The following is a 25,529-nucleotide window of genomic DNA, read 5'->3' as shown; positions in this document are numbered from 1 at the left end:
CCTGCAGCACGAAGTGGCCTGACGAAACCAAGATCGGCCCGAAGGTCGCCCTGCGGAACGCGGGCGACCTTCGAAGCTTGGCCGCTGACAAAGGCTATGATGACATGAGCTTCCGTGAGGAGCTTCGAAACGCCGGGATTCGTCCGCTGATAAAGCACCGTGTTTTCGCTCCTTACGATCACGCACACAACGCCCGAATAGACGACGAGCTCTATGGTCAGCGATCACAGACCGAGTCCGTCAACTCCTCAATCAAGCGCTCGCACGGCTCCGCCGTCCGAGCGCGTGACTGGTTCCGCCAGTTCCGGGAGATAACGCTCATAGCCGGCGTTTACAACGTGGAGCAGGCAATTGAACGCTGAAACGCCGAAATTCGCCGGATTCAATTGAGCCGAACACGACCGAAACTCGTGCCGACTCTGGCCACAGCCAGATATAGTCAGAGCTGTGGTCTACTCTCAAAGATAGCGGCCTCGGCACTCACGACTCACCACATATCCATAGTGAATGCTTTAGGGCGGCTATAGACGCTTTTCAATCCGTAACCCGTTCACCCCCGCTTGCTACTCCTCTCGTATATGCTATGAGATTCGAGTGAACAACACCGCCGGCTCTGACCGAAGGTCGTGAAGCCGTCGTCTCTGGGTTCTGTTAGGACGTGCTGTGCAAGGTACAAGACGCATATCTTGCATTCACCCGTTTGTGGTGAGACCTGCTGTGTGAATCTGGGTGGCACCTTTTCGATGGTCAATTTGTACAGTTGCAAAGAGATGCCGAGCTTCGCACTCGTGCTTGTCTTGCCAGTCTCCAGCTCTCTTGATGCTATGGTACAGGGCTAGATAAAAAATATATAATCAGCTCTACAGATGCCAGCTGTGACCGACTTCCTTACTCCACCCCATGTCGAACCTGGTGATCGGGTCGCGGTTGTCGCACCGGCATCAAACGCACCCGAGTCTGCACGGTTCGTCTACGAACTCGGTCTTGAACGAATGCGCGAGGTTTTTGATCTTGATCCGGTTGCGTATCCAACCGCGACCGCCGACCCGGAGTGGCTTGCGGACAATCCAGAGGCGCGCGCCGAAGAGATTATGAAGGCCTTCCGCGACCCAGACATTTCAGCCGTGATCGCTAATATCGGGGGCCACGACCAGATCACGATGCTCCCGTTTCTCGATGGGGACGTACTCCGCGAACACCCGACTCGATTCTACGGATACTCAGACAACACGAATCTGGCTCTGTTCCTCTGGAATCACGGGATCGTTTCGTACTACGGCGGATCCACCCTGGTTGAATACGCGATGGATGGCGAGATGTTTGACTACACCAAAGAGTACCTGCGGCGTGCGCTTTTCGAGGATTCCGTCGGCGAGTGGACCGAAGCGGAAGTTTTCACTGATGAGTCCGGCAACTGGGAAGATCCGGAGTCAGTCAAAACCACGCGCGAGATCGAGCACTCTGATGGCCGACTCTGGCGTGGTGGTGAAGAGACTGTCTCGGGTCGAATCTGGGGCGGTTGCTATGCAGTCCTCGTTGAGCAGTTCCTCGCCGACCGCTACCTGCCTGATCCCGAGGCATTGAACGGCACTGTGCTTGCGTTGGAGACGAGCGAACTGATCCCTGACCCGGCTGTCGTCGGTGCGAACCTTCGGGCACTCGGCGAACGGGGTCTTCTCGAACGATTCGACGGTGTGCTTGTCGGACGCGCCTGTGCACGCTCACACGCTGAAGAAAACCCACAAGAATGGCGAGAGGAGTATCGAGAGCGCCAGCGCGACACGATTGCTGACATCCTCAAAACGTACAATCCGAACGCACCTGTTGTCTTCAATTGCGAGTTCGGACATACGTATCCGACGTGCCCCATTCCGATCGGTGGTGAGGTCGAAATAGAACCCGCAACCAAATCCATTCGCTTTCCTTGATTCACGGCGGTTAGAATCTCGTCGGCCGCTCGCTTGTTAGCAGTGAGTTTTTGATAGTTAACAGACACGAGATACCAACTGAGGTTAAATGCCAGATAGAGTCTCTATCCCTTGATTGGTTTCTCTGGCGTTCGTTCACTTCTCCTCGCAAATGTATGGATAGAACGCTGGCCTCGGCACTCATAGGGCTCGTCATCAACAGGGAGTCACCCCGGCTCGGCCCAGTGAGTCGTCGTCATCGGCCGGTAGATGCTACCGCTGCCGGCGACAAGACGGTTACTCATCGGGGCCACACAGTGGAACAAACGCTAAACCCACGCGGGCCAACCAGTCGTATATGAACAGACGACGCTTTCTCACACTTTCCGGGGTGGGTGTCGTCGGCGCAGTCGCAGGCTGCAGTAGCGAGGCGGACAGCGCTGAATCCGTCGACAACCACCCGGCAGCCGCCGACCTCGACGCCCAGCCCCGCCGCGGTGAACTGGGCGGTCACGTCATTCTGGCGTTCGAAGACCCTTCCTGCCCCACATGCCGCCGCTTCCACGAGGAAACACTGCCGGATATCCGAGAGAACATCGTGGACGCAGGCAAAGGTGCGTACGTCGTCCGGACCTACCCGGTCATCTACCCCTGGGGTGAGCCGGCGACACAGGCGCTGGAGTCGACGTTCGCCCGCGACAGCGAGGCGTACTGGGCGCTGTTTGAGCACTACTTCGCCGAGCAGTCGTCGTTCGACCCGGACAACGTCCTAGACCGGACGGCGATGTTTCTCACCGAGGAGACAGCGGTAGATGGCGAGGCGGTCGCACGCGACGCGCAAGAACAGGCACATAACGACGCTGTGCAGGCTGATATTCAGGCAGCCGAGGACGCCGGACTGGGCGAGACGACGCCGATTATTCTGTTGTTTGAGGACGGCGAGTTCGTGACAAAGGTCAACGGGAGCGTCAGTTACGACCTCATCGCGGAGGCGCTGGGAGAGCGCGACGGATGAGCATCGCACCCGGGCTCCGACTGCCGACGACGCGCGGCGACTGGCGACTCATGGGTCGGACGGTCAGGCTTGTGCTCACGCTGCCGGTCTATGCGGCGGTCGCCGTGATCGCTGCCATCGTTTCGCTGACGCTGTTCGTCGTCTCACTGAACGTCCCGCTGGTGCTTGACCTCGTGGTTGGCGGGTCGCTCCCGCTTGCTAGCCGCCTGCGCGTGCTCGCTGAACTGTACCCGTTCATCGGCACGTCGTTCAACTTTGCACAGGGAATCCTGCTACTCGTCGTCGCCGTCCTCACCGGCGTCGACATCGGTCTGGTGACGTACCACTTCCGCGAGCACGGCCTCGACCTCCAGCAGGGCGGTGCGGGCGTCGCGGGCGTTGTCCTTGGAACGCTCGGTGCGGGCTGTGCGGCCTGCGGGTCGGCGGTGCTGCTGGGGCTGCTGTCACTGCTCGGCGTCTCGACCTCGCTGCTGTTTCTGCCGCTGGACGGGCTGGAGTTCGCGCTGCTTGCGCTCGTGGTGTTGACCCTTTCCGTCTACTGGCTCGCCGAGGGGATGCGTGGCGGCGAAATCAACGGCTGTCCGGTCGACCTCTGACCGTGTCGTTGGCAGGCCCTCGTCTCGCTTCGGTCGTGGAGTGCCAACCATTCCAGCGGGAGAAAACGTATAGTGTCGTCAGCCGAACACTCCTGCCGAGAAGTATGCCCGAGACGGAGTCCCAGGTGACGGCCTCAACGGAGTCCCCCGCCGAGTACGAACACCTCCACCGGAAGCGGAAAGAGACGGCCGGCACGGTCGAACTGGCCGAAATCGTCGACGTGTGGGTCGGCGAGAGCGAACTCGTCTGTCGATTCCAGTTCGACTGGGCGACCAACGCGATACAGCGGCGCTACGACCTGAACAGCGACCGCGACATCGCCAAGGTCGAACGGCTCTGTGAAGCCAACGGCCTGCAGTTCGAGCAGGCCAGCCATCTAGAGGGGTCGCTGGTCGAACTCGAATACACGGGGTCACAATGGCTGCCACGGCCGGAAGCCGCCTACACCGACGGCGAGGGGTCGGCGGCCGAGACGTTCCGTGCGGAGTGGCGGTTACTGGTCGATGAACTGGCCCAATCGCCTGCATTCATCCGGCGGGGTATCGAACGCGTCCGGGCGCTCTCGACGACGCAACTGATTATCGGTGTTATTCTCGTCAAGAAAGTCGCTATCATTGCGTTGCTGGCACACCTCCTGTTGTAGCCCGGCTATCGCTGGGTCGGAAAGCAGTGCCGACAGCGATCCGCTCAGTTCGTCGTCGTGATCTCGACCACGTCCCGATGGTCAAGTTCAGTGTCAGCACCGATCTGTCGCTCGGTGCGCACGTCGTGGGCGTGGAGGAATCCCTCGCCGATATCGGTGTGCAGGAAGTACGCGAAGTCCTCGGCGGTCGACCCGTCTGGGAGGACGAAACAGTCCTGCAGGAAGGTCCCGTCTTCCTGGGGCTTGCGAGCCCCGGGGAACACCGCGATAGCTCCCAGTTCCTCGAACAGCGCGGTTTCGAGGGCCTGCTGGACGCCCGTGCCGCCGAAGTCGGTGACGAACTCCCGGATCTGTTCGAGCCCTGCGGCCTTCTCTTCGGGCAGGTCTGCTGTCACGGTGAACTCCTCGTCGCCCGGTCGGTAGTCGAGTACCCCCTGCTCGTTGCCGTTTTTCAGTGCCTTCTCGGCGTGGGCCGAGACGGGGACGAACGTGAGGTGTTCGTACTCCGGGTCCTCGGTGATTGGCTCCCAGTTTTTCTGGGCCTCAGGAGTATCCATCTTGTTTGCCGCGATGAGCATCGGCTTGGTCCGAATGCGGATTTCCCGAGCGAGTGCCTCTCTGTCTTCGTCGTCCCAGGTGTCGGGGTCGAGTTCCAGGTCCAGCGCGAGCACGACCTGTTTAATCTCGTCGGCGTTGATTTTGAACGCCGACATCTGCTCGGCGAGGTCGTCCTCGATGGCCTTGTCCTCGCCGTGATAGCCCGAGCGGTAGCGCTCGATACCCTTCTCTAAGATGTCGAGATACCACATGTCCAGTTCGTCTTCGAGGAAGTCGATGTCCTCGCGCGGGTCGTGGTCCTCGGTGGGTTCACCCTCCAGATCATTCTCACCGGTGAAGTCGACGACGTGGACGAGCACGTCGGCCTCGTTGAGGTCCGTGAGGAACTGGTTCCCCAGCCCCTTCCCTTCGTGTGCGCCGGGGACGAGGCCGGCCACGTCGACGAGTTTTGTCGGGACGAACCGGACACCCTCCGTGCAGTAGCCGTGGTTGGGCGTGCAGGTGTGGTCGAACTCTGGAGCCGCACAGTCGACGCGGACGTAGGCTTCGCCCATCGACGGGTCGATTGTCGTGAACGGGTACGCGCCCTCCGGCACATCGTTCATCGTCGCCGCATTGAAAAACGTGGACTTGCCGACAGAGGGCTTGCCGACGAGTCCGATCTTGTAGCTCATTGCACCGACGAAGCGGTTTCAGCGGCTTAAACGCTGTTACACGAGCTACGAGAGCGTGTGAGTCACACACGTACTGCGGGCTGCGAATGCGAGCCGGCGTTTACAATCGCCGTTCGTACACGTTCACCGGATGCTCCTGTCCGCCGACCTCTGCGGTCCGCTGGCCGACTTTCTCGAAGTGAGCCCGGTAGAACGCGTTGCCGACCTCGTTTTCTGCCAGCACCTCGTCGCGGATTTTCCGCACGGACAGGTCGTGCAAGTGCTGTTCGCCGCGGTGTAGCAGCTCCGTTCCGATACCCTCTCCCCAGTAGTCCGGGTGGACGTACAGGTCTAGGTCACCGAAGCCGGTCGCGTCCGTCATTCCACAGCTCATATACGCCACTACGTCGTCGTCGGCTGTCGAGACGAACAGGCCGACCTCGTCGAGCTCGATCATCTGCTCCAACAGCGGCGGCGTATACCCCTCTTTGAGGTGTTCTTCTACTGTCTCTGCCCCGAGAATGTCGTCGTACACGGTATGCCACGTGGCTCTGGCGACCCGGCGGATATCCGCAATGTCCACTGACTCGGCTGGCCGGATGGCTGTCTGGAACGACATACGTGAACATGTAACGCGAGACATCATAGAACTGTGGTCTTATTGACAGCAAGCAGTATCCGCCGTGTCCCGCCCCCTCTGAGAGAATAGGGCAACTCTTATGTACACTTCTGTACGTTAGTGTTCAGTAATGGACGACAGTGAGGAGATAGCACCAGCGGTTCAATCGATTCTCGACGCGGCGCGGGAGCGCGGTGGCGGCGGTGACCGGGTATCGGTGACGCCCCGTTCGCTGCCCGACGCCTTTGACGCGGCGGCAGACGCCGGACGGACACCAGTCGTCGCCGAAATCAAGCCGACGAGTCCAACCGCCGACGGCGAGCGGACCGACGACCCGGTCGACCTCGCACAACAGATGGTCGAGGGCGGTGCGGCAGCGCTCTCGGTGCTGACAGAGCCGGACCACTTCGGCGGGTCGACGGCGACCCTCGAACGGGTTCGTGAGGCTGTCGACGTGCCCGTCCTGCGGAAGGACTTCATCCTCCACGAGAACCAGCTGGATGTCGTCGAAGCGGACGTGATCCTGCTCATCGTCCGGTTTCTTGAAGCGGACGGGACCGACGACCTCGCGGATCTCCTCACGGCTGCGCGCGAGCGCGGCTTCCAGGTCCTCGTGGAGACTCACACCGCGGCAGAGGTCGAGAAGGCGCTCGACGCCGGCGCAGACATCATCGGCGTCAACAACCGCGACCTCGGCGAGCTAGCGGTTGACCTCGGAACGTTCGAAGCTGTCGCGCCAGATGTCCCGGAGGGCGTCACACTCATTGCTGAAAGTGGCATACAGACAGCGGACGACGTTACGCGGATGCGCGACGCCGGTGCGGACGCCCTGCTGATCGGCTCGGCTATCATGGACCACGACGCGGCGACGGATGTGGAAGCGAACACGCGGCGACTGACACGCGCGAACACTGATGCAGTTGAGACAACAACTACAGACACATGAGTCCTGACGACGCATACGACCCCAAGTTCGGCGAGTACGGTGGACAGTACGTGCCCGAGGCGCTGATGCCAGCTATCGAAGAGCTGACCGACGCCTACCAGCGGTACGTGCTCGAAAACGAGGACGGCTTCATGGACGAATTCCGGGAACGTCTGGCCGACTTCGGTGGCCGACCGACGCCGCTGCAGTACGCGGACCAGCTCTCGGCCCGGTACGACACGGACGTCTACCTCAAGCGCGAGGACCTGCTTCACGGCGGCGCACACAAGCTCAACAACGCGCTCGGACAGGTCTTGCTGGCGAAGTACATGGGCAAGGAGCGGATTATCGCCGAGACCGGCGCGGGCCAGCACGGCACGGCGACGGCGATGGCGGCGGCCCACCTCGATATGCCCTGTGAGATCTACATGGGCGAGAGCGATATCGCGCGCCAGCGCCCCAACGTGTTCCGGATGCGCATCAACGGCTCCGAGGTCAACCCCGTCACGGTCGGCCGCGGCACGCTGAAGGAAGCTATCTCCGAGACGATGCGGGACTGGGCGACCACCGTCGAGAACACCCACTACGTCATCGGGAGCATCGTCGGTCCGCACCCGTTCCCGAAGATGGTGCGTGACTTCCACGCGGTCATTTCCGAAGAAGCCCGCAAACAGATACGTGAGACGACCGGTGGCCTGCCCGATTCCGTGATGGCCTGTGCTGGCGGCGGGTCGAACACTATGGGGATGTTCGCCGAGTTTATCGACGACCCCGAAGTCGACCTCTTCGCTGTCGAGGCCGGCGGCTCCTCGCTGCAGGTCGACGAGGAGAAGGGCGTCGCACCGAACTCCGCGACACTTTCAACTGGCGACGAAGGCGTGCTCCATGGCGCGCGCACGAAGCTCCTGCAGGATTCGGACGGCCAGATCATGGAATCCCACTCCGTTTCGTCGGGGCTGGACTACGCCGGTGTCGGCCCGGAACTCGCCCACCTTGTCGATGAGGAGCGCGTCACACCGGTCAACGTTGACGACGACGTCGCGCTGGAGGCGTTCCACCGCCTCTCACAGGACGAGGGTATCATCCCGGCCTTGGAGACAGCCCACGCCTTCGGTTACCTCGAAGAGCACCACGACGAAGTCGGTGACTCTGTCATCATCAACGTCTCCGGCCGCGGCGACAAGGACCTCGAAATCGCCATCGAGGAGACCGCGAAACGTGACCTCGATATCGCCCCGGACATGTCTATCTTCGAGCGCGTCGGCGGGGGTGGCCTCTGATGGGACTCGAACGCGCGTTCGCCGACGAGCCTGCTTTCGTCCCGTACCTTGCGGCCGGCGACCCGAACTACGAGGCGTCGCTAGAATACGTTGAGGCGCTAGCCCGCGGCGGCGCGGATGTCATCGAACTCGGCCTGCCGTTTTCCGAGCCGATTGCTGAGGGCAAAACTATCCAGAACGCTATCGTCCGCTCGCTGGAAGCCGGGATGACGCCTGACCGCTTCTTCCAGTTCGTCGAGGACCTTGACGTGGACGTGCCGCTGGTGTGTATGACCTACTACAACCTCATCTATCAGTACGGTGAGGGTGATAGCGAGTCGCGAAGCGACTCGGAAAACGCGAGCGGTGAAACCGTGAGCCAGGGACCCCGCCCCTTCGTCGAGAAGGCCGCCGCGGTCGGCATCGAGGGGCTCGTCGTCCCGGACCTCCCCGGAGAGGAAGCCGGCCCGCTCCGGACGGCCTGTGATGAATTCGACCTCGACCTGGTGTTCATCGTCGCACCGACGACGAAGGGTGACCGGCTCGAACGGATGCTCGAACAGGTGTCTGGCTACGTGTACGTGCAGGCCCGTCTGGGCGTCACCGGCGCGCGCGAGGACGTAGATGATGCCACCGAGGACTCGCTGGCCCGACTGTCCGATTGGGACGTGCCCAAGGCTGTCGGGTTCGGCATCACGACCGGTGCCCACGCCGAACGAATCGTTTCTGCCGGCGCTGACGGTATTATCGTCGGCTCCGCGCTGGTCGATATCGTCGCCGAGGGCCACGAGAACGGCGATTCGACCGATGCTGTGGCCGACCGGCTCGAAGCGAAGGCTCGCGAACTCAAAGAGGGGGCGCTCCGGGGAGCGGCAGAACGACCGCAACCGGAACGCACATAATCGTACTTGCCACACTGTCTCATAACATGACTGCAGGAAAACGCGCACGACTCGAACGTATCGGGACAGACGACACATACGTCATCATCCCGATGGACCACGGCATCACAATGGGGGCTGTAAAGGGCCTCAAAGACATCGAAGCAACGATTGACGCGGTCACCAGCGGTGGCGCGGACGCCGTCCTTACCCAGCGTGGCATCGCCGGGCGGGTTCACCCCAACAAGAACGACGCGGGCTATATCACGCATCTCAATGGCTCTACTACTATCGGCCCGGACGAGCAGGACAAGCGGACCACGGGGACGGTGGAAGACGCCATCCGCGCCGGGGCCGACGCCGTCTCGTTCCATATCAACGTCGGCAGCCAGTACGAACCCGAACAGATCGAGGAACTCTCCGAGCTGACGACCGAAGCCAGCCAGTACGGCCTGCCGGTGCTGGCAATGGCTTACGCCCGCGGTCCCGACATCGACTCCGAGAACGAGGACTACAACGAATCCGTCGGCCACGCCGTCCGACTGGCCGAGGAACTGGGCGCGGACATCGTCAAAACCGGCTACACCGGCTCCGCCGAGACGTTCCAGCACGTTGTCGAGTCCACGTCGCTGCCGGTGGTCATCGCCGGCGGCTCGAAAGGGACTGACGAGGATACCGTCCGGATGGTCCGCGGGACGATGGACGCCGGAGCCTCTGGCGTTTCCATGGGCCGCTCTATTTTCCAGCACGACGAACCGGAGAAGATTGCGCGCGCCGTCTCCGCCGTCGTCCACGACGACGCCACCACCGAGGAAGCGCTCCGCGAAGCCGGACTGGCTGTCGAGGCCTAAAGGCCAAACAGCGACCGCATTCTCTCGCCGAGACCAGCAGCGCCGCTGCCGCCGGCGTCGGCGTCATCGTTGCTTTGGGAGTCTGACGACGAGTCGATGGCCGGGTCGAAAGCAAACTCCGGTGCATCGTGGCCCGACCCGTCAGTTGTGCACTGCGATGTCTCAGCGGTCGAGTCCGACAGGGCAACATCTCGATCCGGCCTGTCGACCGGTCCCGGCTCGCTGTCGACGAGGTCAGTGCCGTCGATGACCGGCGCGGTTCCGGTGTTCTCCTTGGAGTCCGCTGGCTGCGGTCCCGAAACAGAAGCTGGCGATGTCGCTGTGTCGTCCGCCGGCCGGTCACCACCATCGTCGGCGATTCCATCCCGACGGCGAATCTTCCGCCCACCGTCAGTTGTTTCGACGGACTCAGTTGTGCGCCCATGTGCTTGGTCGTCCGTTCGATGAGAGGTTGGCACCGTGTCCCCCGGGGCCGCTTCCGTGGTTGCATCTGCTGTGGAATCAGTCGATGCTTTCGCTGTGTCGATGAGCTGTTCCGAGATCCGCTCGTAGGCTATCGCGGCGCCGCTGCTGGGCGCGGTCTGAACGACGGGCACACCGCTATCCTGAGAATGCGAGACCGCGTCGTCTTCCGGCACGTGGCCGAGCAGTTCGACGTCGAGGAACTCCGAAATCTCGTCGGCACCCGGCGATGCCCCTGTCCCGGATTTCGTGAGGATGAGGCCCCGAACCGGCGCTTCGACCCGCTCGGCGAGCTCTTTCGTGTTCGAAACGTTCCGGATCGACGCTACCCGCGGGGTCGAAACGAGCAACACGTGGTCGGCGAGCTTGAGCGGCTGAATCGTCTCCTCGCTCAGCCCCGCCGGCGTATCCAACAGGACGATGTCGTGGTGCCACCGAAGTGTTTCGACGAGACCGGGCAGCCGGTCGAGGTCGGTGTCCGCGTACCCTTCAAGTGTGGTCCCGCTCGGCACGATTGACAGGTCGGCGTCGGTTTCGTACGTTGCCTCCGTGACCGACGCGTTGCCGGCGAGCACGTCGTGAAACGTCGCGTCCTCGTCGGTGTCGATGTCGACATCGAGAAAGTCGACGATATTTGCCATCGCGAGGTCCATTTTCACGACGACGGTCGAGTATCCGGCTGCCGCCAGCAGTGTGCCGAGGTTGATGCTGGACGTCGTCTTTCCGACCCCCCCTTTCGCCCCGGCGAATGTGTAGACATGGTTAGTAACCATCCGTAGCTGGACCGTAGTATTGACTACCTTGTTAGTAAGGTTCATTGATAACTCTACTGGCCAACACTTAATTGCGATAACCTGGTGTAAATAAATAATAACTGTTGTATACTGCGCTTCTATGTTCAGGAAATCCAACCGGTGTCGCCTGCCGTACGGATATCCCTTCCCTGTCTGCCACTCAACAGCCCCACCCGGGTTCCGCCACGTTCAAGCCCCGCCGTTGCGGACGTGGGCGTATGACTCGAAGCGTCTGGCTCAAAGCCGACAGCGAGGTCGGCGATTGGGAGACACGGAAACGCCGGATAACCGCCGGTATCGAGGCCGGCGTCGACTGGGTACTGGTCGACGAGGAAGACGTTGATCGCGTCTCCGAACTCGGCGAGATAAACATCGCCGCGTTCACCAACGGCGACGTCCACGTGATGGAGGCCGAGGCGGAGGATTCAGAGGCTGATGCAACCATCGTCGGGAAAGACGGTGAGGGCGACGGGACAGTCGACCTTCCGTCTGACTTTTCCGGTTCTGCGGACCTCTCGACGCTGCGGCAGAACGGGGCCGCCCCTGACGGCGGCTACGTCCGCATCTTCGACGAGGACTACGAGGCCTTCGCCGAAGCGGTCGCTGCCGAAGCCGACTTCACGATCGTCATCGGCGAGAACTGGCAGATCATTCCGCTCGAAAACCTCATCGCCCGTGTCGGCGAGGAGACGGACCTCATCGCCGGCGTCCGGACCGCTGAGGACGCCCGGACGGCCTACGAGACACTGGAACTGGGGGCTGACGGCGTCCTGCTGGACACCGACGAAGTCGACGAAATCCGCAAGACAGTGGAGGTCCGCGACGAGATGGGTCGGGAGTCACTCGACCTAGAGTACGCCGAGGTCACCGCTATCGAGCAGACCGGCTCCGCCGACCGCGTCTGTATCGACACGGGCAGCCTGATGGAACACGATGAGGGGATGCTCGTCGGGTCGATGGCTCGCGGCCTCTTTTTCGTCCACGCCGAGACGGCTGAGTCGCCGTACGTCGCCTCCCGGCCGTTCCGGGTCAACGCTGGCGCGGTCCACGCCTACGTCCGAACGCCTGACGGTGGGACGAAGTACCTCTCTGAACTCCAGTCCGGCGACGAGGTCCAGATAGTCGATGCGAACGGACGCACCCGCGAGGCCATCGTCGGCCGCGCGAAAATCGAGAAGCGCCCGATGTTCCGCGTTCAGGCTGAAACCGAAGACGGCGACCGAATCGAGACGCTGCTCCAGAACGCCGAGACGATCAAGGTTCACACTCAGGACGGCCGAACCGCCGTCACGGACCTCGAACCGGGCGACGAAATCCTCATTCACCACGAGGACACGGCGACGCACTTCGGCGAACGGATCGAAGAGAGCATCATCGAAAAGTAAGCTGACTTCGTTTGGGGCTGACCGCAACCCGCAGGTTACTGCTGGTCCGCCTCAACCGGTTCCAGTTGCGTCGTACACCAGTGACAGAAGTCGATGTCTTCGTCGAGTTCTTTGCCGCAGTTCGGACACGTCATGCCGGCTTCGACCTCCTGAGTCTGGTTCTCGTTGACTGCGAGCCAGTAGGCGTCGACGACGTTGAGCGTCGTAATCACGACCGAACCGATTGTCACCTCGGTGGGTCTGGACTGATACGACGACGAGATAGCCTCTAGGCTTAGCTGGGTGACGGGGTCGATAGCGCCAGTGACGACGAACACCACCGACAGCATGAACAGTAATCCGAGCCACAGCAGTCCCCGCACCCACTTACGGAGGTAGAAGTGTCCCAATCCAGGGAAGATGAACGCAAGCACCACGGCCAGCAACGGCCGCTTGCGTCCTGTGTCAGTCATACTCGGCGAATCTATCTCGCATACCCGTATATCTTCCGAAGGACCACTGTCCGGACGAAAGCCTCCTGACGGGCGGCTACCGGCTCAGGCGTCGCTCTGTAGCTGTCCGACCAGTGTCCGGAGCGTCGCGAGGTCGTACTGGCCCGGTGCGGTCGCGTCAGCGGGGTCGACCGGTGCGTAGCCGATGCGGGAGCCGTACACCGGGGCGACAGCCCTGGAGTGGCGGCCAGCCGCACCCATGCACATCGTGGCGACCTGTTCGCCTTCGGCGGTCAGTTCGCGGGTTGCCCCGAGCATCGCCAGCACGTCGTCCGGCGAGTGAGCTGTACTCGCCATCTTCCCAACGTCGCCGTGTGCACAGGCCCGTTCGAGCCGACTCACGATTGCCTCACGGTCGGGCGTCGACTCGAAGTTGTGCGTCGAGACGACGACGGATGCTCCGCGGTCGCGGGCAGCGTCGGCGACGCGGCCAGCGTCGTGGTCGCCAGCACCCTCCAGCGCTGCGAGTTCGAGGTCGACAGCCGTCACGGCGTCGTGTTCGAGCGCGGTTTCGAGCGCATCAAGACGACCCGCGGTGTCGGCGGCCTCGCCGCCCTCCCACGTTGGCCGATTCGTGACGAGTATCGGAAGGTCACCGTCGTAGGCGTCCAGTTGTGCCAGCGGCTCGTCGGCGAAATCCATCCGTAGCTCCAGCCCGTCGGCATCGGCGCGGGCGGCCGGTTCCACCCCGAGGTCGTCGGTGGCGGCGAGCAGGGTGAACGACTCGAAGTCCATAGGTCGGCTTCGGCGGAGCCGCACAAAAAGCCGCGCTTACTCGACCGGCTCGTGGACGGCCCGGAAGCCGTCATCGGTCGCCGTAACGGCGTCGACTGCGTAGAACTGAATCCGTTGTTCCTGTTTCGTGTTGACGGCGAAGTCGTACTGCTCGGCCTCGTATCCCGGTTCCTTGCCGTCGGCCCGGCGCTGCTCGACCCATGAGCGATGCTCAGCGAGACGCTCCTGAGCGATGGTTCGAGAACGCTCCGGGGCGGTGGCGACCCGTTCTTCGAGCGCCGACAACAGGTCCGGGTCGCGGTCCACACCTATCGAGTTCCGGCCAGCAACCATCGCCGCCAGCGTCGTCGTCCCGGTGCCGAGAAACGGGTCCAGCACCGTATCGCCGTACACCGAGAACATTGAAATAAGTCGGTAGGGCACGGTCAGCGGGAAGGCTCCAGAGCGGTCCCGAAGCCCGTCGTCGAGGTCCTGCGTCTCGCCGGGGAGTTCCCAGAGGTCGGAGAACCACTCGTTGCGCTCCTCCCAGAAGTAGGCGCTCTCGTAGCGGCGGTCTGCGCCAGGTTCGAGGCGGCGGCGCTCCCCATTGCGGAACACGAGGATGTGTTCGTGCTCAAGCGTCGGATAGGCGTTCGGCGGGACCATCCCCGAGCCCATGAACTTCGCGCCGCTGTTGGTTGGCTTCCGCCACAGGATATCGGGCAACGCGCGAAGTCCGTGGTCGGTCAGCCGGTCGGTTATCTCCGCGTGGTTCGGGTAGGAACGGAACCCATCCTCCAGCGACCGTGTCGCGTCCCCGACGTTGATGCAGGCGATGCCGCCGGGAACCAGCACACGCTCTATCTCGGCCCACACCGCATCAAGCACGTCGTGCATCAGCGTGAACGCCCGGTCGCCGTCGCCACTGTCCAGCGCCGTCCCGATGTCGGGGTCCAGTTCAGTGAAGATGTCGTCCCACATCTCGATCATCGGGTACGGTGGGGATGTGACCACCAGCTCGACGCTGTCGTCGGGGCACGCAAGCGTGCGGGCGTCACCGGTTCGAACCCGGTGTGTCGTCTCCATACCGGTCCCAGCGGATGAGACGACTCTAGTCTTGCGGTTATCGGTCAGTAGCTGTGGCTATCGTCTGGTTTTGAACTACCGACCATAGACAGCCAGAAAGCCCCCGACACGCTCCGGTCCCGCGGCTCGTTGCGCTCCTCAGTCGTTGCACTCCCCGTGGTGCTTACGTCGCCGGGGTTCCCGGGGCGTGGGTGGTCGGCTCTGTCGACCACCGCATAACGTGGCGGCGATGCCGCCACGCTGTCGACCCCTTTCAGTCCACCCGTTTTCGGATGCCCAATCAGTTATGAGGTGGGACTGAAAGGGGCGGGCGGCTGAACGACGGCGGACGAAGCAAGGACCGCAGTGAGCAAAGCGAACGAGGACCACAGCGAGTCCCCCGAGTTCAGCCGGCCGGGGCTTTCTGGCTGTTCAGACTGTCCGCTGCAGGAGCGGACACTACGCTTGGAAACAGCAGTCAAAACCCGGTTCTCAGAGCAATACCAGACAAGAGTGGAGCTTACGCGACAGGCAGGTCCTGCTCGGCTTCCAGCAGTTCGTGATACCGGTTGCGGATAGTGACCTCGGAGATGTCGGCGACCTCAGACACGGCGGCCTGTGTCGTTTTTTCGTTGGTCAGCAGGGCGGCGGCGTACACTGCGGCGGCAGCGAGGCCGACCGGTGACTTGCCGGAGTGGACGCCCTGTTCCTTGGCGTTCTGGAGGAGCTGGCGGGCGCGGTGTTCGGCCTCGTCGGACAGTTCCAGCGAGGAAGCAAAGCGCGGAACGTAGCTCTCGGGGTCAGCAGGGCGCACTTCGAGCGAGAGTTCGCGGACGACGTAGCGGTACGTGCGGGCGATTTCGCTCTTTTCGACCCGGGAGACCTCCGTGATCTCGTCGAGCGAGCGCGGGACGCCGGCCTGCCGCGCGGCGGCGTAGACGGAAGCTGTCGAGACACCCTCAATGGAGCGGCCGGGCAGCAGGTCCTCGTCGAGCGCGCGGCGGTAGATGACGCTGGCCGTTTCGCGGACGTTTTCGGGGAGGCCGAGCGCAGAGGCCATCCGGTCAATCTCACCGAGGGCCTGCTTGAGGTTGCGTTCCTTGGAGTCTCGCGTTCTAAAGCGCTCGTTCCACTTGCGCAGGCGCTGCATCTTCTGGCGCTGCTTGCCCGACAGGGAGTTGCCGTAGGCGTCCTTGTCGCGCCAGTCGATGTTGGTCGACAGCCCCTTATCGTGCATCATGTTCGTCGTCGGCGCACCGACGCGGGACTTCTCGTCTTTCTCGCTGGAGTCGAACGCGCGCCACTCGGGGCCACGGTCGATTTCGTCGGACTCGACGACCAGGCCACAGTCCTCACAGACCGTTTCGCCGTGTTCGTCGTCGATAACGAGCGAGCCACTACACTCCGGGCACGCTGTGCTCTCCGATTCCGTCGACTCTGTCGTCTGTTCCTCACGTTGCTGTCGCGTCCGTGTGTGTTCACTCATTGGTTGCGAAGGCGGGTGCTCACCGGGTGAGAGACATCACAGAACCCGGAGGCAGTCGGTAACACTGTATTCGAACGAAAGTCATTAAAGCATTCCGGTATTGTAATGGAGACCGCCGATACACGTCACGAAACCCATGTTTGTTCATCAGTCTCATGACCATTCATATAACGACAGTGGCGACTCTTCCCGTCGCCTACCGGAAATCAGGTTACAATAGTGCGTAACAGCCGCTCTCACCACCCCACCTCCGTGGCTCAGAAACAGGTTACTGGAACGTCTCAACCACGGCAGGCATACAGCCCTCCCCTGGTTCGTAGTAGGAGTTGTGGTCCTCGACCGTTGCTGTTACCTCGTGGTCAGTGTAGTTCCCGGGTGCGTCAGATGGATTCTTGATGCCCTCTTCGCCGACCGCTTCGGCCCACTTGGCGGCACTGAAAGCGAGACTCAGAACGAGGTCGTCGTCCTTGTGGAAATTGTCGAAGGACGCCGCGGCGTACTCGATTGCGTCACCGTAGGCTTCGTCTGTTTCGACGGCTGTTTCGCCGATTGCCCCACCAAGCAGCGTCGCGGATGTAACCGCATCATCGCGCTCACGTCCCTTTAGTGACGTCAGGGCTTCGACGACGACCCGCGCGCCCAGCGAGTGGCCAATGAGTCGGACTGGCAGGCCACCGCCGTCAACGTGGTCAATCACCCACTGTGTGAGTTTGGGGCCGTTCTGGGTGGCGATGTCGACTCCCGTCTCCCAGCCGATTCCCTCACCCTGGTCTGCATCCCAGGTAAATCCGACGGTGAACCCCTCGTACTCGTTCTCGTCAAGCCCGACCTCGCAGGTGTAGGCAGCATCCGTGGCGTCAGCCTCGTCGAGACTCCAGCCGTGGACGAAGACGACAATCGCCTGGTCGTCGTCACCGCGACTGGACTCCCAGTCACCGACCGTCTCGTACTCCGTCTCGGAATACTCATCCTTCAGTTCACCGTCGTCGGTGAACTGGTCTCGCGTCGATATTTCGGGAAACGACGGCGGGGCCGTGTAGTCGCCGTCATCACCACCTATGTCGCCAGCCCGGGCGGAATCGCCCATCCCGATGCCAGCCGCTGCGGTTACAATGCCGGTCGAGACTTTCAGAAAACTCCGTCGCGTTCGTCGGTCCGATTCGTCGCAAGATGTGCTACGTTGTAACATAGCGAGCAGCGATAGAACTGTATCTTACAAAATATTAATTATTATTGTTTACACTGTTGTTCGTACTGTCCCTTAAATATAATATTGTAAAATCCAGCGGTGATTTGTAAGGCCTGACACCCTTCGGCCAGACAGGAGACAAAGCGGCCAACACGCCAGACTGCTACAGAGTGCGCGACCCCCGCGCCTGAGATTCACAGAGCGTTAGTCGAAACTCAGTCGTTCGTCTCCGGCTCGATAGCGTCCGTCGACTGGGATTCCTCGACGGCCGTCGTCAGCGAGACGTTGAGCCAGGCCATCGACGCGACGCCACCGATGATAGTAACGACGTTCTTGACTGCGTGGTCGACGATAGCGACGCCGATAGCCGCAGCGACGCCAACCGGCGTTAGCGATGCGACGATGACGGTGAACGCACCCTCGTAGAGACCGACTCCGCCGGGCGTCAGTGGCAGAACTTTCGCGAGGTTTCCGACGCTGACCGCGAAGAAGCCAACAGCCACTAGCGACGGCGTCAGGCCGTAGCCGAACGCTTCGAAGACTATTAGAGCTGTTATGACGTCGAACGTCCAGATGAGAAGGCTTCCCAGACCGACACGGGTGAAGGCCGACCCATCGGCGGCCACCGTCTGTACGTCGCCGATGAACCCCTCGATGATGCCAGCGACGTAGTCAGCATAGGAGTCGCTGCTTAGCCGGCCGATTCCCGCTCGGACGAGGTTCCGGTCGCTCCGCGCACTGGCGACGATGGCCACCACTGCACCAATTGCTGCAAGGCCGACACCGCCTGCCACGGCCACGGCGGTTCGCCCGCTGCTGGCCGCGTCGCCGCCGACGGCATCGCCCGTCAGCGCCGTCAGCAACTGTTCGGCCGACCCAGTCACGGCTAGCCCGATCATGACGACGCCGGCGAGGAGCGTTATCGTCAGCAGGTCGAACACGCGCTCGACGGCCAGCGACGCGAACCCGGAGGGGTATGGAATCGAGCGACGGGCCTTGATAACGTACGCCCGAACCGCGTCACCAGCTCGCGCTGGGAACACGAGGTTCCCGGTCTGGCTGATGAATATCGCGCCCGTCAGGAAGCCCCACCGCTCACGATACCCCATCGAAACGAGGATGTCCCGGTAGCGGATGCCACGGAGCGGCCATGAAACAGCATAAAACACGGCACTCAGCGCGACGATTTCCGGTGCCGCCCCGGCCATCTCCGCGAGGACGCGGTCGGGGTCAAGATACTGTGTCATCAACAGAAGGGCAATAACGACGAGCATCGTGCCCGCGCCGAGCGACACCTCACGGGTAATCCGGGGGCTGACCGACAGTTCCCAGAACGTCCGGAGTATCTGGCTCCCCATGCCAAACACGTCCCGGACGATGTCGACCTTCGAATCGCCCTTGGGCGTCCAGTCGACAGGGAATTCCTGCACCCGGTAGCCGTTGCGCTGAGCCTTGACGAGCAGTTCCGTGTCCCAGAACCAGTGCTCGTCCTGAACGATGGGTAACAGCGTTTCCAGTGCCTGCCGGTCGAACGCCTTGAACCCACACTGATGGTCCTTAAGATCCGAGCGGAGGACTGCTCTGACGAGCGTGTTATAGCCGAAGCTCGGAATGCCACGCTTTGCGGGCCGGTCGGCTCGGTTTTCGGGCATCCACCGTGACCCCGTCGCCACGTCGTAGCCGTCGATTCGGACGGCGTTGACGAGCTCTTCGAGATGCGACATATCCGTCGCCAGGTCCGTATCGAAATACACCAGTATGTCGCCGTCGGCCTGGTCGAAGGCGTACTCTAACGCGCCGCCGCGTCCGAGGCGGTCGTCGCTGTGGACGTGTCGGATCCGGCTGTCCTCGTTCGCGAGTCGCGTCGCGATTTCGGGCGTGCGGTCCGAGCAGCCGTCCTCCGCAACGATGACCTCATACGTGTCGTCGGGGAGAAACGAGGCGAGCGTCTCGAGCGTTGTCGACACTGTCTGCTCGATGGTGTCTGCTTCGTTGTAAGCGGGGAGAACGACGCTCACCTCGACCGCAGTCATACGCTCTTGGTCATCCCCGGAGTGAAAAGTACTTTCCGTTCGGTATGCTTTCGGGACCAAACCGGCTGTTAGTCAGCACCTTCCTGCGACTGGGTGGTTGCGAACCGCTCGATTGACGCGACGTCGATATCTCCGACCGATTCGTAGGGTCTGTTTACCACCACATCGCCGGCGGTGCTCCGGCCGATACCGGGAATCTCGGTGAGTTCGTTCATCGACGCGCTGTTGAGGTCCAGCGGGTAGGGGACGCCGGTGACCGACCGGTAGCCGTGGTCGGTGACCGCGATGTCGACGACACTGCCGAGTTCGCGTTCGCCCGGAATGCCCACAAGGAGCGGGTAGGTCCCCAGCTGCCGGCCGAACGTCTTGCCGTCCTGATGGTACTCTAGATGGACATCGGGCAGCACTGTTCCCGGCGGCGCGACCCGCTGGAGCATCGGGTTATCGATGGTCTCACGGACCTCCTGTTTGTACTGCTTGAACAGTTGTTTGTGGTCCTTAGCGATTTCTGCGCCGGTGTCGGCCATGTCGGTCCCCTCGAAGGCCATCACCTGCCGGATGTTCACCCGCCGGAGCATCAGCCCCTCGTCGTACACCCGCTGGAGGAACCGCTTGTTGTGCTCGAAGGTCTCCCGCGTCTCGCCTTTCAGCCCGTGGACGAGATTGATACCGGGCAGGAGTTTGGGAAGCCGGCGGGCGGCATCGTCGCCGAAGTTGGGAGCAGTGTCTTTATCTCCTCCGGGTCGCCAGCCAGCGACTTCGTTGACGATTTTGACCGCCTCGAAACACTGGTCGGCGGTGACGTTGAGGTTGTTGTCGCTCATCACGTTCGGGTCGGCCGACTCCAGGCCGAACGCGGCGGTGTCGCCGGGCGTGTTGTGCTCGGCGATGATGCGAATCCCCTCGCGAGCCTTCTCGGGCCACTTCACGACCGTGATGGGATTCATATTGTCGAGATGCAGCGTCTCAAGGTCTGGCGCAACGTCGCGGATACCGCCGTAGAGCCGCCGCAGGGCGTCGGGATTCGGTGCTTCACCGTCACCGCCGTAGGCCAGGATGTCGGCCTGCCGGCCCAGTCGGAAGTGCTTCACACCGCGGTCCGAGAGGGCATCGACTTCATCGACAACACTCTCGGGCGGCCGGAAGTCCGGGTTGCCGTACATCGGCTCCGTACAGAAGGAACACCGGTACGGACAGCCCCGGGAAGTCTCCATCTCGCAGATGAGGTAGTCAGGGTGGTTCGGATGCTGTTCGACAACGAACGCGCCGGCGCGGGCCCACCGTGTCTCCTCCTCGATGTCGCGGTAGCGGTCGTTGAACCCCTCCAGGCCGGAGTCCACGAGGTCGAACACTGCGGCCTCGACGTCCGCCATCGCGAGGAAGTCGAAATCGAGGTCGTCGCGGGCCGTCTCGCTCGCTCCCTCGTTTGCCTCGCCGACGCCGAATCGGACCGGACCGCCCATGATGGAAGTCCCGTCGGCTGTCCACGCGAGTTCCCGCACCTCGTCGGGTTCCGCCGGCGTCCCACCGACGTACTTGCCAGGAACGGTCATACCGCCGACGTATACCATGAGGTCGGCGTCCTCAACGTCTCGCCAGACCGCGTTGTCCTCTCGGAGTTCGTCGATGGTGTGATACGTTATCTGCTCGCGGGGGACGCCGGCATCGACGAGCGCGCCGGCGGCGTACCGCGGATACGTCGAGATGTACGGCGGCACCCCGAAGTGCGCGGGCTCGTCGACGTAGCCGTCGACGATGGTCACGTCGAGCGTCTCGGGGTCAGTCATACCCGTCGCTTGACGTTCGATACCTAAAACCGTGTCTGGTCGGCCGTGGAAACAGGAACGGTCATGTGCGAGCTAAAGAGGGCGTAGTCAGCACCACGGCCACCCATGGTACAAAATCACTTTCTCCCAGCCCGTGCCATGGATGTGTATGGAACGGGTCGAATTTACGGTCCGTGGCGAAGGGGCCAGCACGCTGCCCAGCGCGTTCCACGATATCGCCGAAGATTCCCGCGAGCTGTATGACGGCAACGGGTTCGTTGTGGCGGTTACGGAGAACCACTACCGCATGGAACTCACTGAGGTACAGGCGACGACCGTGCTGGAGCTAATAGATGAGACAACTTGCGAGGTGACGATCATCGCTGGCGGCGGTGGATACGGATTGACAGCCGATGCGGGTGGCCGTGAATCCGAGGAGGTTCGAAAGGTCAGGCGTCGACTCGAAACGTTCTGTGAGGACCGCAATCTCACTGTCGAACGGATGTAGGCCAGCAGCACTTCCGGAGGGGATGATGCAGTGACAGAATCACCCGGGGGCAGACCAACTCAGTCGTCGGCGACAGCGGATGACGTAGCTGAATCAGCTTGCTCGGACCCGTCGTACCGTCCGCCAAACAGCGTTGTCGCAAACAGGATCAGGGGCGAGAGGAACGCGAAGAAGTAGTACGGGGCATAGGCAAGCGTTCCGACCCCAAAGACTGCGGACATGTAGACGGCACCGGCGTGCCACGGGAAGAGCGCGCCGGTCGGGGTTCCGGCGGACTCGATAGCCTGTGAGAGGTCGTCGCTGGACAGACCGTACTCGTCATAGAGGTTCCGGAGCGTGAGTCCGGGGACGACGATGCTCATGTACTGCTGGGCCGAGAAGGCGTTGACGAAGATGGCCGAAACGCCGGTCCCGACGACTAAGCTGCGCGGGCCGCGGACAGCGGTCGCGAGATGGTGTGCGAGCACGGCGAGGACGCCGGTCCGCTCAAGGAGCCCACCGAGACTGAGAGCCGCGACGACGACGGCAATCGTCCAGGCCGACCCTGAGATACCACCGCTTGCCAGTAGGTCGTTCACGAGGGCTGTCCCCGTCTCAGGGGCCGTCCCATCGAGAAAGACAGTCCAGGCGGCAGTGAACGACCGGCCCTGCACGAAGATGGTCGTGAAGGCCCCGGCAAAGACTCCGGCGACGAGCGTCGGGAGCGCTGGGATGCCGTACAGTGCCAGCCCGAAGGTGACAATGAGTGGAAGGAGCACCAGCACTGAGAGGTCGTAGCTCCCAGCGAGTGCGCCCTGTATCTCGGCGACACGCCCGGTCGGGATTTCACCGACGGCACGCAGTCCCAGCACAGCGTAGAGCAGGACCGAGAGGCCAAACGCCAGCACAGTCCCGTTGCGCATCGCCCGGATGTGGTCGTAGAGGTCGGTGTTCGTCACGGCGGCCGCGAGGTTTGTCGTGTCTGAGAGGGGTGACTGCTTGTCGCCCGCGTAGGCACCCGAGAGGATGGCACCGGCAGTCATCGGTGTTGGCACGCCGAGACCGGAGCCGATGCCGATGAAGGCCACGCCAAGAGTGCCGGCTGTCGTCCACGACGACCCAATAGAAAAGGCGACGACCATCGCAAGCAGCGCCGTCGCCGGCAGGAACACGTCCGGCGTCAGTATCGAGAGGCCATAGTACATCAGCCCGGGGATAGTTCCCGCGCTCACCCACGTCGCGATGAGTCCGTAGATGATGAACAGGATGAGAATGGCCTGCAGCCCCATCAGCAGACTGTCCGCGAGGCCCTCGTAGAGGTCGTCCCACGAGTACCCTAACCAGTATTTGCCGACTGCGCCAGTCAGCACAATGCTCCAGAGCAGCGGCCCGTGTGGGGCCAGCTTCAGATATCCCGATCCGATGCCGAGGAACAGAACGACACCGAGTACGGGGACCAACGCCTGCAGTACCCCCGGACGGCGCTCCGACGGGATGTCCTCGTACGTCAGCGGTTCGAGAGTGAGTGATGTCACGTCTACGCCGACCTAATAACTTGTGTGTATTAAAACGAGCGACAATATCTCTGTAGCGCATATGTGACACTGTCACTTTCAAGCCTATCGTTACCAAGCATCGATACAGCAGACCGGAAGCGGGGCTAACGTGCACCTGACTGGCGGCCATGCTGGCTGCTATTGAGGGACTCGAATGAGCAAATCAAGTATTTCTCGGCAGCAACTATTTCGAGACAGCGCAGTTGGTCGTGCCACTGGTACTACCTCCCTGCCGGAGACGTTTGGACAGCAGCAGTCTCAGTCGTCGGCGCTGACCGTTCGGTCGTCGGCTTGGGCGTGCCAGAGGTCGGCGTAATCGCCGTCCGCCGCGAGCAGGTCGGTGTGGCTACCGCGTTCGACGATTTCGCCGTCGTCCATCACAACGATACGGTCCGCGTCCTGAATCGTCGAGAGGCGATGGGCGATGACGAAGGCAGTGCGATCCGCGACCAGTTGCTCGATACTCTCCTGAATGCGGTCTTCTGTCTCCGTGTCTACGTCGCTGGTCGCCTCATCGAAAATGATGATTTCGGGGTCGTTCAGCAGGGCCCGGGCGATGGCAACACGCTGGCGCTGGCCGCCGGAGAGTTTGATGCCGCGCTCGCCGATCTGCGTGTCGTACCCATCCGGCAGGTCCTCGATGAACTCGTGGGCCTGTGCGGCTTCCGCCGCGTCGCGGACGCGGTCGCGTGCGGTCTCCCAGCTACTCCCCCGCGCCTCGTCGTCCGACTGCTCAGCGTCAAGGACTTCGCGGTCGCCGTAGGCGATGTTCTCGGCGACGGTCCCCGAGAACAGGTACGGCTGCTGCTCGACGATTGCGATTGCGCCCCTGAGGCTCTGGAGGCCGTATTCGCGCACGTCGACGCCATCCACTCGGACTGCACCGCTATCCACGTCGTGGAACCGCGGCACCAGTTTCAGCAAGGTTGATTTGCCGGCACCGGTCGCGCCAGCCAGCCCGATGGTCGCGCCGTCGGGCACGTCCAGCGACACGTCGCGGACGACTGGCGGTTCGTCGCCGTAGCCGAAGGTCACGTCGTCGAACTCGACTGACCCGTCGATGCTATCGGGTTTGTAGGTGTCCTCGGGGTCGGTGACTTCGGGTTCTTGGCCCAGCAGGCCGAACACGCGCTCGGCGCTGGATTTGGCGAGCTGGTACTTGTTGGCCGACTTGCCGACCCGCCGCATCGGGGAGTAGAGCCGGCGGATGTAGAGGAAGAAAGCGGTAAACGCCCCTGCCGACAGCGCCGTTTCGCCCTGTGGATTCGTGATGAAGTCCATCCCGGCGACGTACAGAATCAGCACGAACACGATGCCGGTCAATAGCCGCAGGCCGGCGAAGAAGGCCCGGCGGATGCGGAGCGCGGCGACCTTCTCATCGTGGTACTCCTGGCTCTGGTCGGTCACTCGCTTGCGCTCGAAGTCGTACCGGTCGAATGCCTTGATGACCGGCGCGCCGCTGAGGTTGTTCTCCAGCCGCGTGTTGAGCCGCGACACCGTCTGGCGAATCGAGCGATACCGCGGCTCAATCCACGTAAGGAAGAAGCCGCTGGCGACGCCGATGATCGGGACCGGTGCGAGCGCGATGAGCGCTAGCTTCGGCGAGTAAGTGTAGAGGATGACGGCGATACCGCCGACGGTCGCCACCACCCGTATCATCTGGCGGAACTCCGTGTTCAGAAACGACTCCAGCCGGTTGATGTCGCTGTTGAGTATCGACATCATCCCGCCGGTCTGGTGGTTCGCAAAGAAAGACAGCGAGAGATGCTGGAGGTGGTCGTACGTCTCGTTTCGGAGGTCCCGCTGTATTTTCTGGGCGCTCGATTGCAAGAGGTATCTCGATGCGAAACGCGCTGCCGACCGGATGAGATACGCGATGGCCGCGATGACAACGAGTCGCTGGAGGAAGGCGATTCGGGCGGCTTCGCCAGTGATTTGACCGGGCGGCAACAGACCGGCGTCGGTCAGCAACCCTGGTTCGCCGCTGTTGAGGACGACGCGGTCAATGGCCGCGGCGACGATTATCGGCGGCACGAGGCGGGCGAACCGGGTACAGAACGCCGCCAGAATGCCGACGAATAGCCGGAGCCAGTAGGGCGTAGCGTAGCCGACGAGGTTGACCATCGGGTGGCCGTCGACGTTCTCACGGACGCCTTCGAAGCCGCCCTGGTCGTCAGGCATAGACGGTAGTTG

The 25,529-nt window shown here is 62.3% G+C and carries 22 protein-coding genes and 1 pseudogene; 11 read left to right on the top strand and 12 right to left on the bottom strand.

Going from position 1 to position 25,529, the window contains the following annotated elements; translation table 11 throughout:
- Positions 1 to 2: 2 nt before the first annotated feature.
- The 5 genes and pseudogenes from BDK61_RS14450 to BDK61_RS14430 form a co-directional block, all read left to right on the top strand.
- A pseudogene (locus tag BDK61_RS14450) lies at positions 3 to 362 on the top strand (IS5-like element ISHma10 family transposase); the annotation flags it as partial.
- Between the two features lie 504 nt (positions 363 to 866).
- On the top strand, positions 867 to 1,928 hold the full coding sequence (locus tag BDK61_RS14445) for a S66 family peptidase (protein WP_121303583.1): 1,062 nt from the start codon (positions 867 to 869) through the stop codon (positions 1,926 to 1,928).
- Positions 1,929 to 2,265: 337 nt separating this feature from the next.
- Entirely contained in the window at positions 2,266 to 2,922 is a 657-nt protein-coding gene (locus BDK61_RS14440) for a DsbA family protein (protein ID WP_011223908.1), read from the top strand.
- Entirely contained in the window at positions 2,919 to 3,518 is a 600-nt protein-coding gene (locus tag BDK61_RS14435) for a hypothetical protein (protein WP_121303582.1), read from the top strand. Before BDK61_RS14440 ends, BDK61_RS14435 begins: the two co-directional genes overlap by 4 nt.
- A 104-nt stretch (positions 3,519 to 3,622) precedes the next feature.
- The gene (locus tag BDK61_RS14430) at positions 3,623 to 4,162 is read left to right on the top strand and encodes a hypothetical protein (RefSeq protein ID WP_121303581.1); all 540 of its coding nucleotides are present in this window, start codon (positions 3,623 to 3,625) and stop codon (positions 4,160 to 4,162) included.
- A 44-nt stretch (positions 4,163 to 4,206) separates the two neighbouring features.
- Here the strand turns inward: BDK61_RS14430 and BDK61_RS14425 are convergent, their stop codons facing one another.
- Both BDK61_RS14425 and BDK61_RS14420 read right to left on the bottom strand, forming a co-directional pair.
- Entirely contained in the window at positions 4,207 to 5,394 is a 1,188-nt protein-coding gene (locus BDK61_RS14425) for a redox-regulated ATPase YchF (RefSeq protein ID WP_121303580.1), read from the bottom strand.
- Positions 5,395 to 5,494: 100 nt separating this feature from the next.
- Complete coding sequence (locus BDK61_RS14420; RefSeq protein WP_004958035.1) at positions 5,495 to 5,992, bottom strand: GNAT family N-acetyltransferase; 498 nt, start codon at positions 5,990 to 5,992, stop codon at positions 5,495 to 5,497.
- Positions 5,993 to 6,122: 130 nt separating this feature from the next.
- On the opposite strand from BDK61_RS14420, the gene trpC reads away from it, so the two are divergent.
- Genes trpC through BDK61_RS14400 form a run of 4 tightly spaced genes read left to right on the top strand, consistent with a single transcriptional unit; the run spans position 6,123 to position 9,908 of the window.
- Positions 6,123 to 6,938: an indole-3-glycerol phosphate synthase gene (trpC, locus tag BDK61_RS14415; RefSeq protein ID WP_121303579.1), complete on the top strand. Its 816-nt coding sequence runs from the start codon at positions 6,123 to 6,125 to the stop codon at positions 6,936 to 6,938.
- Positions 6,935 to 8,197, top strand: coding sequence for a tryptophan synthase subunit beta (trpB, locus tag BDK61_RS14410; protein ID WP_121303578.1), 1,263 nt, complete (start codon positions 6,935 to 6,937; stop codon positions 8,195 to 8,197). The genes trpC and trpB overlap by 4 nt, the downstream gene beginning before the upstream one ends.
- Complete coding sequence (gene trpA, locus BDK61_RS14405; protein ID WP_121303577.1) at positions 8,197 to 9,078, top strand: tryptophan synthase subunit alpha; 882 nt, start codon at positions 8,197 to 8,199, stop codon at positions 9,076 to 9,078. Before trpB ends, trpA begins: the two co-directional genes overlap by 1 nt.
- A 26-nt stretch (positions 9,079 to 9,104) precedes the next feature.
- The gene (locus BDK61_RS14400) at positions 9,105 to 9,908 is read left to right on the top strand and encodes a 2-amino-3,7-dideoxy-D-threo-hept-6-ulosonate synthase (RefSeq protein WP_004958027.1); all 804 of its coding nucleotides are present in this window, start codon (positions 9,105 to 9,107) and stop codon (positions 9,906 to 9,908) included.
- Here the strand turns inward: BDK61_RS14400 and BDK61_RS14395 are convergent.
- Entirely contained in the window at positions 9,905 to 11,143 is a 1,239-nt protein-coding gene (locus tag BDK61_RS14395; RefSeq protein ID WP_121303576.1) for a P-loop NTPase, read from the bottom strand. The genes BDK61_RS14400 and BDK61_RS14395 overlap by 4 nt on opposite strands.
- Before the next feature lie 239 nt (positions 11,144 to 11,382).
- On the opposite strand from BDK61_RS14395, the gene BDK61_RS14390 reads away from it, so the two are divergent.
- Positions 11,383 to 12,549 (top strand): 3-dehydroquinate synthase II, encoded by a 1,167-nt coding sequence (locus BDK61_RS14390; RefSeq protein WP_004958021.1) that lies wholly within the window; start codon positions 11,383 to 11,385, stop codon positions 12,547 to 12,549.
- Positions 12,550 to 12,584: 35 nt separating this feature from the next.
- On the opposite strand, the gene BDK61_RS14385 is transcribed toward BDK61_RS14390, so the two are convergent.
- From BDK61_RS14385 to BDK61_RS14355, 7 genes are all read right to left on the bottom strand, one after another.
- Positions 12,585 to 13,001: a DUF6677 family protein gene (locus BDK61_RS14385; protein ID WP_004958019.1), complete on the bottom strand. Its 417-nt coding sequence runs from the start codon at positions 12,999 to 13,001 to the stop codon at positions 12,585 to 12,587.
- Positions 13,002 to 13,085: 84 nt separating this feature from the next.
- The gene (locus BDK61_RS14380; protein WP_007188778.1) at positions 13,086 to 13,775 is read right to left on the bottom strand and encodes a type I 3-dehydroquinate dehydratase; all 690 of its coding nucleotides are present in this window, start codon (positions 13,773 to 13,775) and stop codon (positions 13,086 to 13,088) included.
- Positions 13,776 to 13,811: 36 nt separating this feature from the next.
- A complete protein-coding gene (locus tag BDK61_RS14375; RefSeq protein ID WP_004958014.1) occupies positions 13,812 to 14,840 on the bottom strand; it encodes a DNA-methyltransferase in 1,029 nt (342 codons plus the stop codon).
- A 499-nt stretch (positions 14,841 to 15,339) separates the two neighbouring features.
- A complete protein-coding gene (locus tag BDK61_RS14370; RefSeq protein ID WP_004591241.1) occupies positions 15,340 to 16,305 on the bottom strand; it encodes a transcription initiation factor IIB in 966 nt (321 codons plus the stop codon).
- A gap of 268 nt (positions 16,306 to 16,573) precedes the next feature.
- A complete protein-coding gene (locus tag BDK61_RS14365) occupies positions 16,574 to 17,392 on the bottom strand; it encodes a DUF726 domain-containing protein (protein WP_121303575.1) in 819 nt (272 codons plus the stop codon).
- A gap of 317 nt (positions 17,393 to 17,709) precedes the next feature.
- Positions 17,710 to 19,527, bottom strand: coding sequence for a flippase-like domain-containing protein (locus tag BDK61_RS14360; RefSeq protein ID WP_121303574.1), 1,818 nt, complete (start codon positions 19,525 to 19,527; stop codon positions 17,710 to 17,712).
- A gap of 68 nt (positions 19,528 to 19,595) precedes the next feature.
- A complete protein-coding gene (locus BDK61_RS14355) occupies positions 19,596 to 21,314 on the bottom strand; it encodes a radical SAM protein (protein ID WP_121303573.1) in 1,719 nt (572 codons plus the stop codon).
- 148 nt (positions 21,315 to 21,462) lie between these two features.
- Between BDK61_RS14355 and BDK61_RS14350 the strand changes: the two genes are divergently transcribed.
- Positions 21,463 to 21,801 (top strand): hypothetical protein, encoded by a 339-nt coding sequence (locus BDK61_RS14350; protein ID WP_049938935.1) that lies wholly within the window; start codon positions 21,463 to 21,465, stop codon positions 21,799 to 21,801.
- A gap of 59 nt (positions 21,802 to 21,860) precedes the next feature.
- Here BDK61_RS14350 and arcD read toward each other — a convergent pair whose 3' ends face one another.
- Positions 21,861 to 23,315, bottom strand: coding sequence for an arginine/ornithine antiporter ArcD (gene arcD / locus BDK61_RS14345; RefSeq protein WP_004957998.1), 1,455 nt, complete (start codon positions 23,313 to 23,315; stop codon positions 21,861 to 21,863).
- A 279-nt stretch (positions 23,316 to 23,594) separates the two neighbouring features.
- Positions 23,595 to 25,517, bottom strand: coding sequence for an ABC transporter ATP-binding protein (locus BDK61_RS14340; protein WP_121303572.1), 1,923 nt, complete (start codon positions 25,515 to 25,517; stop codon positions 23,595 to 23,597).
- Positions 25,518 to 25,529 lie beyond the last annotated feature (12 nt).

It is taken from the genome of Haloarcula quadrata (assembly GCF_003634715.1).
GTDB classification, from domain to species: domain Archaea; phylum Halobacteriota; class Halobacteria; order Halobacteriales; family Haloarculaceae; genus Haloarcula; species Haloarcula marismortui.
This window is presented reverse-complemented; position numbering and strand designations above follow the sequence as displayed.

Excerpts from the sequence above, each read along its gene's own strand:
- BDK61_RS14425 (WP_121303580.1), bottom strand. The coding sequence starts at position 5,394 with ATGAGCTACAAGATCGGACTCGTCGGCAAGCCCTCTGTCGGCAAGTCC.
- BDK61_RS14445 (WP_121303583.1), top strand. The coding sequence starts at position 867 with ATGCCAGCTGTGACCGACTTCCTTACTCCACCCCATGTCGAACCTGGT.
- BDK61_RS14435 (WP_121303582.1), top strand. The coding sequence starts at position 2,919 with ATGAGCATCGCACCCGGGCTCCGACTGCCGACGACGCGCGGCGACTGG.
- BDK61_RS14390 (WP_004958021.1), top strand. The coding sequence starts at position 11,383 with ATGACTCGAAGCGTCTGGCTCAAAGCCGACAGCGAGGTCGGCGATTGG.
- BDK61_RS14340 (WP_121303572.1), bottom strand. The coding sequence starts at position 25,517 with ATGCCTGACGACCAGGGCGGCTTCGAAGGCGTCCGTGAGAACGTCGAC.
- BDK61_RS14430 (WP_121303581.1), top strand. The coding sequence starts at position 3,623 with ATGCCCGAGACGGAGTCCCAGGTGACGGCCTCAACGGAGTCCCCCGCC.
- BDK61_RS14440 (WP_011223908.1), top strand. The coding sequence starts at position 2,266 with ATGAACAGACGACGCTTTCTCACACTTTCCGGGGTGGGTGTCGTCGGC.
- BDK61_RS14370 (WP_004591241.1), bottom strand. The coding sequence starts at position 16,305 with ATGAGTGAACACACACGGACGCGACAGCAACGTGAGGAACAGACGACA.
- BDK61_RS14420 (WP_004958035.1), bottom strand. The coding sequence starts at position 5,992 with ATGTCGTTCCAGACAGCCATCCGGCCAGCCGAGTCAGTGGACATTGCG.
- trpB (WP_121303578.1), top strand. The coding sequence starts at position 6,935 with ATGAGTCCTGACGACGCATACGACCCCAAGTTCGGCGAGTACGGTGGA.
- trpC (WP_121303579.1), top strand. The coding sequence starts at position 6,123 with ATGGACGACAGTGAGGAGATAGCACCAGCGGTTCAATCGATTCTCGAC.
- BDK61_RS14395 (WP_121303576.1), bottom strand. The coding sequence starts at position 11,143 with ATGGTTACTAACCATGTCTACACATTCGCCGGGGCGAAAGGGGGGGTC.
- BDK61_RS14380 (WP_007188778.1), bottom strand. The coding sequence starts at position 13,775 with ATGGACTTCGAGTCGTTCACCCTGCTCGCCGCCACCGACGACCTCGGG.
- BDK61_RS14375 (WP_004958014.1), bottom strand. The coding sequence starts at position 14,840 with ATGGAGACGACACACCGGGTTCGAACCGGTGACGCCCGCACGCTTGCG.
- BDK61_RS14355 (WP_121303573.1), bottom strand. The coding sequence starts at position 21,314 with ATGACTGACCCCGAGACGCTCGACGTGACCATCGTCGACGGCTACGTC.
- trpA (WP_121303577.1), top strand. The coding sequence starts at position 8,197 with ATGGGACTCGAACGCGCGTTCGCCGACGAGCCTGCTTTCGTCCCGTAC.
- BDK61_RS14400 (WP_004958027.1), top strand. The coding sequence starts at position 9,105 with ATGACTGCAGGAAAACGCGCACGACTCGAACGTATCGGGACAGACGAC.
- BDK61_RS14385 (WP_004958019.1), bottom strand. The coding sequence starts at position 13,001 with ATGACTGACACAGGACGCAAGCGGCCGTTGCTGGCCGTGGTGCTTGCG.
- BDK61_RS14365 (WP_121303575.1), bottom strand. The coding sequence starts at position 17,392 with ATGGGCGATTCCGCCCGGGCTGGCGACATAGGTGGTGATGACGGCGAC.
- BDK61_RS14350 (WP_049938935.1), top strand. The coding sequence starts at position 21,463 with ATGGAACGGGTCGAATTTACGGTCCGTGGCGAAGGGGCCAGCACGCTG.
- BDK61_RS14360 (WP_121303574.1), bottom strand. The coding sequence starts at position 19,527 with ATGACTGCGGTCGAGGTGAGCGTCGTTCTCCCCGCTTACAACGAAGCA.